This is a genomic window from Haloferax sp. Atlit-6N (assembly GCF_003383195.1).
Classification (GTDB): Archaea; Halobacteriota; Halobacteria; order Halobacteriales; family Haloferacaceae; genus Haloferax; species Haloferax gibbonsii.
In genome coordinates this window covers 1-805 of sequence record NZ_QEQJ01000034.1, presented here as the reverse complement: position 1 = coordinate 805, position 805 = coordinate 1, and the positions used below count along the sequence as shown (strand labels likewise).

The window sequence follows — 805 nt, the reverse complement described above, 5'->3', positions numbered from 1 at the left end:
TCTACCGATGCCGCACGCTCCCGTCGCCCGGTTTCCCAACGTGTGCATCGATGCCTCGTGACAACGCTTAATCGTGCGCCAGACTTAACGCTCGTATGCTCGAATCAGCGCTCTCGGTCGCCCTGCAGCTCTCGATCCCGCCGGAGACGCTGCCGCTGTTGCTGGTCACCGCCGGACTCGGTGTCAGCTTCCTCGAAGCCTTCGCGCCGGGCGCGCACTTCATCGTCCTCGGCATCGCCCTCCTCGCGGCCGGACTCGTCGGGCTGGTCCTCGGGCCGCTGGCCTCACCGATCGTCCTCGGCGTCCTCGTCCTCGTCTTCGGGTCGCTTGCGCTCTACGGCTACCGCGAGTCCGACATCTACGGCGGCAAAGGCACCGAACAGACGAGCGATTCGGCGAGCCTCCGCGGCCGGACCGGCCGCGTCACGGAACGCGTGACCCCGACCGACGGCGAGGTCAAACTCGACGACGGCGGCTTCAACCCCTTCTACGCCGCGCGATCGGTGGACGGCGAACTCCCCGTCGGGACGGAAGTCGTCGTCGTCGATCCCGGCGGCGGGAACGTCGTCACCGTCGAGTCGCTCTCGTCAGGCTACGACGAGATCGACCGCCAACTCGATCAGGGTCGGGCGTCGCGGTCGGACGACGTCGAGAGAGCAGACAGCGAGGGCGATACCGAGATGGAGACCGAGCGCGCCTGACCGCGGCTGCGACGACGCCGGGACGCGACGGCAGCAAGACGTAACGATACTGAAACACGACGACACGGAGACGGCGGCCGAACCGGTCTCACCGACGTACCGCG

1 protein-coding gene is annotated in these 805 nt (G+C 67.8%); it reads left to right on the top strand.

All coding sequences use genetic code 11. The annotated features are described in order from the left end of the window. Positions 1 to 95: 95 nt before the first annotated feature. Entirely contained in the window at positions 96 to 701 is a 606-nt protein-coding gene (locus tag DEQ92_RS20980; protein WP_115821726.1) for an NfeD family protein, read from the top strand. The last annotated feature ends 104 nt before the right edge of the window (positions 702 to 805 follow it).

Excerpts from the sequence above, each read along its gene's own strand:
- DEQ92_RS20980 (WP_115821726.1), top strand. The coding sequence starts at position 96 with ATGCTCGAATCAGCGCTCTCGGTCGCCCTGCAGCTCTCGATCCCGCCG.